10 protein-coding genes are annotated in these 10,919 nt (G+C 37.5%); 1 reads left to right on the top strand and 9 read right to left on the bottom strand.

Annotation, left to right across the window (positions count from 1 at the left end; genetic code table 11):
• Positions 1-105: 105 nt before the first annotated feature.
• The 5 genes from JEM65_RS06980 to gcvT all read right to left on the bottom strand — a co-directional run bounded on the left by JEM65_RS06980 (position 106) and on the right by gcvT (position 4,320).
• A complete protein-coding gene (locus JEM65_RS06980) occupies positions 106-828 on the bottom strand; it encodes a YebC/PmpR family DNA-binding transcriptional regulator (protein ID WP_199598233.1) in 723 nt (240 codons plus the stop codon).
• A gap of 278 nt (positions 829-1,106) precedes the next feature.
• The gene (locus tag JEM65_RS06975) at positions 1,107-1,397 is read right to left on the bottom strand and encodes a 4a-hydroxytetrahydrobiopterin dehydratase (RefSeq protein WP_199598232.1); all 291 of its coding nucleotides are present in this window, start codon (positions 1,395-1,397) and stop codon (positions 1,107-1,109) included.
• A gap of 55 nt (positions 1,398-1,452) precedes the next feature.
• Positions 1,453-2,301 carry a sugar nucleotide-binding protein gene (locus JEM65_RS06970; RefSeq protein ID WP_199598231.1) on the bottom strand — a complete coding sequence of 283 codons (849 nt, stop codon included), beginning with the start codon at positions 2,299-2,301 and terminating at the stop codon, positions 1,453-1,455.
• An 18-nt stretch (positions 2,302-2,319) separates the two neighbouring features.
• Positions 2,320-3,234 (bottom strand): glutaminase, encoded by a 915-nt coding sequence (locus tag JEM65_RS06965; RefSeq protein ID WP_199598230.1) that lies wholly within the window; start codon positions 3,232-3,234, stop codon positions 2,320-2,322.
• Positions 3,235-3,237: 3 nt separating this feature from the next.
• Entirely contained in the window at positions 3,238-4,320 is a 1,083-nt protein-coding gene (gcvT, locus tag JEM65_RS06960) for a glycine cleavage system aminomethyltransferase GcvT (RefSeq protein WP_199598229.1), read from the bottom strand.
• Between the two features lie 457 nt (positions 4,321-4,777).
• Here gcvT and JEM65_RS06955 point away from each other — a divergent pair, with 457 nt between their 5' ends.
• Positions 4,778-5,410 carry an SDR family oxidoreductase gene (locus tag JEM65_RS06955; RefSeq protein WP_199598228.1) on the top strand — a complete coding sequence of 211 codons (633 nt, stop codon included), beginning with the start codon at positions 4,778-4,780 and terminating at the stop codon, positions 5,408-5,410.
• A 45-nt stretch (positions 5,411-5,455) separates the two neighbouring features.
• Here the strand turns inward: JEM65_RS06955 and thrC are convergent, their stop codons facing one another.
• From thrC to thrA, 4 genes are all read right to left on the bottom strand, one after another.
• Positions 5,456-6,757, bottom strand: coding sequence for a threonine synthase (gene thrC / locus JEM65_RS06950; protein ID WP_199598227.1), 1,302 nt, complete (start codon positions 6,755-6,757; stop codon positions 5,456-5,458).
• A gap of 59 nt (positions 6,758-6,816) precedes the next feature.
• The gene (locus JEM65_RS06945; RefSeq protein ID WP_199598226.1) at positions 6,817-7,173 is read right to left on the bottom strand and encodes a four helix bundle protein; all 357 of its coding nucleotides are present in this window, start codon (positions 7,171-7,173) and stop codon (positions 6,817-6,819) included.
• Between the two features lie 238 nt (positions 7,174-7,411).
• Positions 7,412-8,335, bottom strand: a complete 924-nt coding sequence (locus JEM65_RS06940) for a homoserine kinase (protein ID WP_199598234.1) — start codon at positions 8,333-8,335, stop codon at positions 7,412-7,414.
• A gap of 105 nt (positions 8,336-8,440) precedes the next feature.
• Entirely contained in the window at positions 8,441-10,885 is a 2,445-nt protein-coding gene (thrA, locus tag JEM65_RS06935; protein ID WP_199598225.1) for a bifunctional aspartate kinase/homoserine dehydrogenase I, read from the bottom strand.
• Between the last annotated feature and the right edge of the window lie 34 nt (positions 10,886-10,919).

Raw genomic sequence — 10,919 nt, 5'->3', positions numbered from 1 at the left:
TTCGGAATGACAAATTATTCTCAAAAAAGAATTTCATTCTTTTGTTCAAAACTATGGACTTCCAGTCCATAGTGATTTAGTTTTATATAATTAGTGAGAAAGCGTCTATTCTTCAGAAGTTTCTTCCATTGTATGGTATACGTTCTGAACATCATCATCTTCCTCTAATTTTTCTAACAATTTCTCGACATCTTCAGCTTCTGTAGGGGTCAATATTTTAGTGACTTGCGGAATGCGTTCAAATCCTGATGATAAAATTTCAATCTTTCTGTTTTCCAATTCTGCTTGAATGGCTCCAAAACTTTCAAAAGGACCATAAATTAAAATGCCGTCATCATCTTTAAAAACTTCCTCAGCGCCAAAATCAATAAATTCCAATTCCAATTCTTCCGGATCTAAACCTTCTGCATCAATTCTGAAATTACAAGTATGATCAAACATAAATACCACGGATCCTGAAGTGCCCAAACTACCATCACATTTATTGAAATAACTGCGCACGTTCGCTACTGTCCTTGTATTGTTATCGGTTGCGGTTTCAACCAATATGGCAATGCCATGAGGTGCATAGCCTTCAAAAAGAACTTCCTTAAAATCGCCCAAACTCTTGTCAGAGGCGCGCTTAATAGCACGTTCAACATTATCCTTAGGCATATTAACTGCCTTAGCATTTTGAATCACAGCTCTCAATCTGGCATTGGATTCAGGATCTGGCCCCCCATCTTTTACTGCCATTACAATGTCCTTACCAATACGCGTAAAGGCCTTGCTCATTGCTGACCAGCGTTTCATCTTACGTGCTTTACGAAATTCAAAAGCTCTTCCCATTTTAAGTTCTAAGTTTAAAAGTTCAAAATCCTGGGTCTCAGACGGTTTTGTCCAGGCCACAGGTATGGTAATCAGCAATTAGCCTTCCCACAAACCAAATTCTTAACAAATTTAAAAAAATACAGTTATGAGTTGGTATTTGTACGGTCAAAATTGTGTTCATGACGTTATTATTTTGACACTGACAGCGTATTGTCTGTTGTATTATCCGTATCAATCAAAAAACAGCCTTAGGAAAGGCTGTTTAAAATACAAAATGTTATGGTTTTTAATGGATATTAATCTTGAACTTCCACAATGGCTTCAATGGCTTCGGCTAATTTAAAATCTTTTTCCGTCACGCCTTTCGCACTATGTGTGGACAAAGAAATGGTAAGCATGTTGTAAACATTCTTCCAATCTGGGTGATGATTTTGTGCTTCACACTCAAAAGCAATTCTGCTCATCGCACTAAAGCAATCCTTAAAATTGTCAAATTCAAACTCTGCATGTAGTGCATCGTCATAGTATTCCCAATCAGGAAAATGCAATAATTTTTTCTCAATGGTTTCTTCAGATAATGGAGACATAATTTAGATTTTTAAGTTGCTTAAAATTATAAATTATAATTGACAAATTCTAAGACTAAGAGTTATAATTGATGTAATTGTCCAATTCTTCAAGTAGTTCTGTGCTGCTGATTTGAAGATGCTTGGGCAAGGCATTCAATTTGGGCATCACGGCCAAATAACGGTCTTCATTAGTGGTGTAAACTTGCTTGAAAAGAACGTTTTCTAAAGTAATTAAAGCCACCATTTCCGTGATAAAATCGTCATGGTGTACTAAATCTGAACTTCCCAAATGGAACACGCCATATTTATCTCGGTTGATAATGTAGTGGATTTGTTGCGTCAACTTAAAATCGGTTGTGACATTCATGATCAAGTTTGGAAACACCTCAATAGGCGTTTTTTCTGCAATATGTTGCTTGATTTCCTTGAGACGAGGGGAATGTGTTCCAAAAATCATAGGGAGTCTGACAATGGCCACTTTCTTTTTTGGCAAACGTAAAAACATATTTTCAATCTTAATCTTGAAATGCCCATAAATGCTATCACTCAAAGTTTTGTCGTCTTCATAACTTGGATATTTGCTATACGCATCAAATACATTTGCGGAGGATAAGAAAATAATTTTACAATCGTGAGCCACCACATACTCCGCCATATGCTGATGGGCAATAACCTGAGCATGGAAATCTCCACGTAAACACGAAATAATGATGGAGGGTTTGACTGCTTCTAAAATTTCAAAAATATCATCCTCTTCTACGCGGTATTGAAAAAAGTGCTTGTTATTATCAAATGCAGAGTTTGCCAGATGATAGGTGCCAAAGGTTTTAAAATAAGAACACAGTTCTTTGTACAAGGCATTACCTATAAAGCCACTGGCTCCTAAGATAAGGATGCGATGTTTGTTATCTGGTGTCATCATAAATTTGAGGCACTTTCTTTAAAAAATAGAGAGTTTGGTCATAGAGGTAAATTGCTCCAAAGCTTTCATTCCTAACAAGGAATTGCCTTGCTCATTCAATCCTGGAGACCATACTGAAATTGTAAAATGATTGGGTAAAAGCGCTACAATACCACCGCCTACGCCACTTTTTCCTGGCAACCCAACTTCAAAAGCAAATTCTCCAGCTTCATCATAAAATCCGCAAGTGAGCATAATGGCATTGATACGTTTGGCCTGGCTTTCAGAAATAAGTTTGTTCTGTTGACAACAAGCCCCGTGATTCGCAAACATAAAAAATGCCTTTGTGAGTTGTTCACAGGTCATTTCGATGGCACATTGATGGAAATAAAAATCCAACACATCATCTACATCATTTTTTAAATTGCCGAAAGCCTTTAATAAATTGGCCGCAGCATAATTATTATAACCAGTCAAACGTTCAGAATTGGCAACAGTTTCATTAAAATTGATGGTAGGATCATTAACTACAGTACGGACATAATTTAAAAAATCTTCTTTTGGGTTTTCAAGAAGCGATACCAAAATGTCAGCTATAACTAGTGCGCCGGCATTAATTAATGGATTTCTGGGAATGCCATTTTCCAATTCTAAAAGCGATAAATGGTTAAACGGATTTCCTGAAGGCTCCACATCTACACGTTGCCACAAATTTGCAGGATACATTGGCAATACCATAGCCAGTGTTAGCACTTTTGAAATACTTTGAATGGACAATTTCTTATCCCAATCGCCAGTGGCAAAGGTGTCTCCGTTAATAAGTCTCAGATGAATTCCAAAATTTGTAGCATCAACATCAGCCAGTTCAGGAATATAGGAAGCCACTAAACCTCTATTGACCTCGTCCTTTAAACTTTGATGTATGGTAGTGATGACATTTTGGAAATCTATCATGTATTATGCTTTATAAAATGGCGTTTTTACAACAGTTGCAGGAACGGCATTTTTACGAATTTGAATATTAATTTTACTGCCAACTTCTGAAAAGATTGCTGGAACATATCCTAAACCGATGCCTTTATGTAATGAAGGAGACATGGTGCCAGAACTTACTACACCAATGGTTTTCCCATTGCCATCCACAATGTCGTACCCGTGACGTGGGATGCCTCGGTCATCTAACTCAAATCCTACCAATTTATTTTCTGGACCGTGTTCTTTTTCAGATTTTAAAGCCTCACTATTGGTAAACTCTTTGGTGAATTTTGTCACCCAGCCTAAACCCGCGGCAATAGGAGAGGTGTTTTCATCAATATCATTGCCGTAAAGGCAGTATCCCATTTCTAAACGCAAGGTATCCCGTGCGGCCAATCCGATAGGTTTGATGCCGTAAGGAGCGCCTGCTTCAAACACTTTATCCCAAATTTGTTTCACTTCTGAATTCTTGCAGTAGATTTCAAATCCGCCACTACCGGTATACCCAGTGGCAGAAATAATCACGTGTTCAATGCCTGCAAAATCACCCACCACAAAATTGTAGAATTTAATTTCTGAAAGGTTATGGCTCGTTAAGCTTTGCATGGCTTCAACCGCTTTTGGTCCTTGAATGGCCAATAAAGAGTACTCCGGCGAAAGATCTCTCATAGTGGCACCTACATCATTTTTGGAGCTGATCCAGTTCCAATCTTTCTCAATATTTCCTGCATTAACAACCAATAAATAAGAGTTTTCTTTTATCATATAAATGATCAAATCATCTACAATACCACCAGTTTCATTTGGTAAATAGCTGTATTGTGCTTTGCCGATAGTTAATTTAGAAGCATCGTTACTGCACATTTTTTGAATTAATTCTAGGGCATGCGGACCTTCAATTAAAAATTCACCCATGTGCGATACATCAAATACCCCCACGCCCTTTCTTACGGTTTCATGTTCTGCGCTCACGCCCTCATATTGCACAGGCATGTTGAAACCTGCATAGGGAACTAATTTTGCTCCTAGAGCTTCGTGAGTAGATGTTAATGCTGTACTTTTCATAAGATATATGTTTGGTTTCTGCAAGCGCAGAAGTTGTTTTAAAATAGTTGGTTAAAAAGTATAGTTTTCATACTTGCAGCACAAAAGTATCGAAAATTATCTGTTTTAAAAATGAATGATGCCGATTAAAATTTGTCAAAATAGAGATGCTTTTCTAATTGTAAATCAAAAGACATCTACGTTTATAATCGTAAAGAATTCCCCGAGGCTCTGCCTTGGGGTTTCCGTTGATCCCGATAATTATCGGGAGTCATTCCCGTGAAAACGGGAATCTAAATACAGAATTTTGGTTTTTGATCTTTTTCAGGTCATAATGAAACCAGCGAAATACCTCTATGGCTCTGCCTCGAGGATAGTTGGTTTCAAAAAATTCTTTATTTCTCTTTCCAAATTGATAAACTTAAGTTAAAGACTCCATTAAAATTGTTCAGAAGAAAAAATATATTAAATTATAGTTATGGAAAATGTATTAGTAGCCGGTGCAAATGGCACCACAGGAAAACAAATTGTAAAATTATTATCAGAGACACAGTATTTTAAGCCTGTGGCCATGGTGAGATCAAAAGATCAGATGAAGCAATTTCAAAAAGATGGGATAGAAACCGTTTTAGGTGATCTAGAAAAAGATGTCTCCCACGCTGTTAAAGATATTGATAAGGTTATTTTTGCTGCCGGATCTGGTGGTAAAAATGTCATAGGAGTAGATCAAGACGGTGCGAAACGCTTGATAGATGCTTCAAAAAACGCCAATATTAAGAAGTTTGTAATGTTAAGTTCCATGGGTGCTGATGCGCCTGAAGAAGCTGATGAATTGAAAGATTATTTAAAGGCGAAGCATAATGCAGACGAGCACTTAAAAAGTAGCGGACTCAACTATGCCATTGTCAGACCAGGAAGTCTCAACAATGACAAACCAACAAATCATATTCAATTACAGACTAAATTATCGCAACAAGGAGCAATCAGTAGGGCAGACGTAGCCCAAACCTTGGTGCGTGTGCTTAATGATGATACCGCCAACAAAGTATCTTTCGAAATTTTAAATGGTGATATGTTAATCGGCAAAGCACTAGCACATGTTTCCGGATAATAAGATTGATATTAGAAAATAAAAAGAGGCGTTTGCCTCTTTTTTTTATCCAATAGTATTTAAAAGCACCGTTTTTAAATCTTCGTAAGTGGTGATAGAAATGGATTCTTTTTCTTTATCCATTACGGCTTCAATTTGTGGTGGCAAATCAATTTTCTTATTGATTGCAGCTTCTACTACGTCTAAAAATTTGGTTGGGTGTGCGGTTTCCAAAAACACACAATGCGCGTCTTGGCCAGTTTGTAAATAGGCTTTACAACCTAAATAACCTACAGCGCCATGAGGATCGGCAACATATGAGAAATCAGTATACAGTTCTTTTAGAGCCTCACGGGTATCATCATCAGAAAAACTGTAGGAGGATAAGTTCGATTTTAGGGACTCAAAATCATTCTTGTAAATTTCCTGAATTCGGATAAAATTACTCGGGTTACCAACATCCATAGCGTTGCTGATGGTTTGAACGGACGGTTTTGGTTGGTACAATTGTGTGGTGAGATATTCAGTTACCACATTATTTTCATTATTTGAGGCCACAAAATGGTGGATTGGTAAGCCTAATTGCTGTGCCATCATTCCGGCGCAAATATTCCCAAAATTCCCACTTGGTACAGAAAACACAATATCTTTATGCCTTTTATGCAATTGTTTATAAGCAAAAAAGAAATAAAACATCTGTGGTAACCAACGCGCCACATTGATCGAATTTGCTGAGGTCAATTGCATTTTAGACGTCAAATCTTCATCCATAAACGCACGTTTCACCATGTCCTGACAATCATCAAAAACACCATCTACTTCTAAGGCAGTGATATTTTGTTTTAAAGTGGTCAATTGTTTTTCTTGAATATCACTCACTTTTCCACTCGGATACAGAATCACGACATTCACGCCTTTAACGCCTAAAAATCCGTTTGCAACCGCACCACCGGTATCGCCTGAAGTCGCGACCAAAACGGTAACTTCTTCAGTGTTATTCTGGTTAAAATAACCCAAACAGCGCGCCATAAACCGTGCACCAACGTCTTTGAAGGCCATGGTTGGACCGTGAAATAATTCTAAAGTTGAAATCTGGTCATTTACTTTCACAACAGGAAACTCAAAAGACAAGGTCTCAGCTATAATCGTTTTTAAAACAGGTTCAGGAATATCAGGAGTTACAAATTGCTTGATGGCTTCAAAAGCTATCTCTTCATAAGAAAAGTCATCAATGTTTTCAAAGAATGAGGTAGATAAAGGTGTGATGCTTTCCGGAAAATAAAGCCCTTTATCAGGCGCGATACCTCTAACGACTGCGTCTTTGAATGTGGTGTTTGGGGCTTTTTTGTTTAAACTGCGATACTTCATTTTAATTGACAGATGACGGGCGACAGATGACCGATGTCGGTGTTCTTAGACCCTTATTATTAAATGATTTTTTTTCTAAATGCACTCATCATATTCATCAATTCATATGATTTTTCATATAAATCATCGAACTGAGTATTCTTAATATAATTTTTTTTTTTTGATTTATACAGACACGTCACGACTTCTGCTAATGAACGTATGGCGTATCCAATAAATTTCTTTTGCTCAGGATTACTTTGTCCTATCGCTCCCTCTGATATATTTAGAGCAATAGAATCTGCTGCTCTGCGTATTTGAGAAGATAAATTATACTTTTCTTTATCAGGAAAAGTTTCTGTTAAGCTATTAATATCTTCTCCAAAATCCATGGATTTTTGCCAAATAATAAGCTTTTCAAATTTGAATTTATTCATAATTAGCAAGTTTAGCTACAATCATCCCTCGGTCATCTGTCTTCTGTCAGCGGTCTAATTTATAAAATTATAATCCCTTCTGTATTAATCGTCATACAGATTTTAATTGTATTTAGTGCTATACTAAAATTTTAGAATTTCATATGTATTGTTTTTTGCCACGAATTCACGAATGTTTTACGGATTCTCTGTGGAACTCTGTGCTGCTCTGTATACCTCTGTGGTACAACTTCACAATTTAAATTTCTCTAATGCCTTCGGTATTAATCCGAGAAACATATGTTTCAAACGCAATAATGGTATTAGCATAGACATCACGCATCGCTTTTTCAACACGTTTAGCATTCTCAATTCCTTTTGATAATGTATAAATAGAAGGTCCCGCCCCTGAAATACCAGCACCTAAGGCACCATTATTAAGGGCCGCGGACTTAACTTCTGCATAGTGAGGTATTAAAATGCTTCGATGCGGTTCTACAATCACATCTTGCAAGGCTCTTTTTAATAGCTCATAGTCATTAGTGTGTAACGCATGCACAAAACTCCCCACATTGGCCGACTGCGTTATAACATCTTGTAAAGGAAATAGCTTGGGCAAGATGGCTCTAGCATCAGCTGTTTTAATTTCTATTTGCGGATGGATGATGGTTGCATAAAGATCATTTGGCGTTGGTAACTGTAATACCTCTAATGGCGACGAACTTTTTACCAGCGTAAATCCTCCAAAAATTCCAGGTGCTAAATTATCAGCATGTTCACTGCCACTTGCCAAGGCTTCACCTTTCATAGCAAAATCAGTCACTTGGGTTTTATTGTATGGCCTACCTAAAAGCTCATTAATAGCAAACACACTTCCCGAAGCACTTGCGCTGCTGCTGCCAATTCCACTACCAGGTTTAATTCGCTTATAAATTTCAATTTCAAATCCGAAGTCGGGTTTCGCATCAGCAATCATTGCCAAAGCAGAAACGCCTGCCACATTTTTCTCTGCATCAAAAGGGAGATCAAAACCTTCAATCTTGGTTATAAAAACACCTTTCTTATTTGTCTTTCTGATAATCATCTCGTCACCAATGGTGTCTAAACAAAACCCGAGGACGTCAAATCCGCAGGATACATTGGCTACCGTTGCCGGTGAGAATATTTTTATTTCGTTTTTAATCACAAGTACTCTATTTGAATTCCTAATCTAATTTTTTTGACACGAATTGTCACAAATCTCTCCTAATCAGCTGCCTACTGCCTACTGAAAACTGCCACTTTAAATCTAATTCCCAATCCTAATAATATCCGCAAACAACCCCGAGGCCGTCACATCTGCACCAGCACCAGCACCTTTAATAATCATTGGCTGTTCTGGATAACGTTGGGTAAAAAACATGACAATATTATCCTTGCCCTGTAAATTATAAAACGGATGGTCTTTCGGAATTTCTCTCAGTCCCACTTTAGCTTTTCCGTTATTAAATTCGGCCACATATTTCAGTTGGCAATCGTTCTTTTTGGCCGACGCATATAATTTCTGAAAATGTGCTTCACCAGCAATCAACGTCTGATAGAAATCTTCAACAGAATCACTATTTAAATTCTCTTCAGTTAGAAAAGAGGTGTTTTCAATGTCTTCCAAATTCATTACTGTGCCACTTTCTCGAGCGAGGATCAGAATTTTTCGGGCCACATCTACACCACTTAAATCAATCCGTGGGTCAGGTTCTGTATAGCCTTCTTTTTGCGCTTGTTTTACTACGTCGTGAAAATTTGTTGCGTCATCAAAATTGTTGAATACAAAGTTTAAACTTCCTGAAAGCACCGCTTGAATAGAGGTTATTTTATCGCCAGAGGCAATTAAGTGATTTAAAGTGTCAATAACAGGTAATCCTGCACCAACATTGGTTTCAAATAAATATGGGGCGTTGTATTTAACTGACAGTCTTTTGAGGTTGCTATAATTTTCGAACGCACTAGAACAGGCTATTTTATTGCAGGCTACTACGGCAATGCTTTCTTTTAAATAATCGGCATATATTTCAGAAACCTCCTCATTTGCAGTGACATCCACAAAAATACTGTTGCGTAAGTTGAAGGTTTTGTTGCGCTCTAAAAACCCTTCTATAGAGGCTTGCTCTCCTGACGCCAATTGGTCTTTCCAATCTTTTAAAGACAATCCCGATTCGTCAAAAATCATGGTTCTAGAATTGGATAATCCAATTATTCTCAAGTTGATTTTCAATTGTTCTTTAAGATATTTCCGCTGCTGTTTGATTTGTTCCACTAGCCGTTCGCCCACATTTCCAACCCCAGTAATATATACGTTCAGCTGTTTGGTTTGGTCCTCAAAAAAGCGTTCATGTATGGTGTTGAGTGCTTTTTTGACGTCTTTTTGTGCAATAACTGTGGAGATGTTTTTTTCCGATGCTCCTTGAGCAATGGCTCTAATGTTGATATTGTTTTTTCCTAAGGCACTGAACATTCTACCGCTGATTCCTTGGTGACTTTTCATGTTATCTCCTACAAGAGCAACAATGGATAGGTCCTTTTCCACAATAATAGCGTCAATCTTTTTTAAAGCGATTTCATTTTCGAATGTCAAATTGATGCTCATAGCGGCAAGTTTGGAATCACTTTCATCAATACCAAAACAAATGGAGTGTTCCGAGGATGCTTGGGTAATAAAAATCACATTAATTTTTTCCTGAGCCAATGTTTCAAATAAGCGCTTAGAAAACCCTGGGATACCTACCATTCCATGACCTTGCAGCGTTAACAACGCAATATTATTAATATTTGTAATGCCTTTAGCGGCTTTTGAGAAACCATTGCTCTTGTCATTGGTAATGATGGTACCCCGTGCTTCTGGGTCTGTAGTGTTTTTGATATGAATTGGTATACTTAAATTTAACACCGGCTGAACGGAAGGCGGATAGAGTACTTTTGCGCCAAAATGGGACAGTTCCATCGCTTCCTGATAGGACAGTTTTTCAATAGGGTAGGCCTGTTTGACCAGTTTAGGATTTGCCGTAAACATGCCGCTCACATCTGTCCAAATTTCCAATCGGTTAACTTTTAGAGCTGCGGCAACAATGGCTGCGGTAAAATCAGAACCGCCCCTGCCCAGGGTAGTAATTTCTCCAGATTCCGATTTCGAAATGAACCCAGGAAGGATGGTTATTTTTTGAGTTGCATTCTTAAAGTACTCTTGAATGTTTGTATTGGTGATGTGATAGTTGACTTCCGCTTTTGTAAAATTAGCATTGGTTACTACGAGATCCTGACTGTTTTTCCGCACGGCATTTAATCCATGGCTTTTCATGGTTTCTGCAATGATATAGGAGGAAAGGAGCTCCCCAAAACTCACTAACTTATCCTTGGTTTTTGGAGATAGCTCATTAATAAGATATATGCCATCCAATAAGCTTTTTAAACTCGCCAATTTGCTCTCCACATATTCTTTTGCCGACTCGTTTTGAGTTGCCATAAGTTCAGATAGAAGATTGAGATGAATTGTTCTAATTGTTTTAAATTCAGAAAGATAACTTTCGTTTTTTTGTTGCGCTAATTCTCCCGCTTTTAGCAATTTATCTGTAATCCCACCTACGGCAGAAACCACACAAACCACAGGTTCGGTTTGCGAATAATTATCTAGAATTTTTATGACTTTATTTATGTTTTCTGAGGAACCGACTGATGTGCCTCCAAATTTTAATACGTTCATGGTGGATTGTATGTTGGATTAAAATAACTGATTT

It is taken from the genome of Gelidibacter salicanalis (assembly GCF_016469035.1).
Lineage (GTDB): Bacteria > Bacteroidota > Bacteroidia > Flavobacteriales > Flavobacteriaceae > Gelidibacter > Gelidibacter salicanalis_A.
Note: the sequence above shows the minus strand (reverse complement) of the source record. Positions and strands in the feature narration are given on the sequence as shown.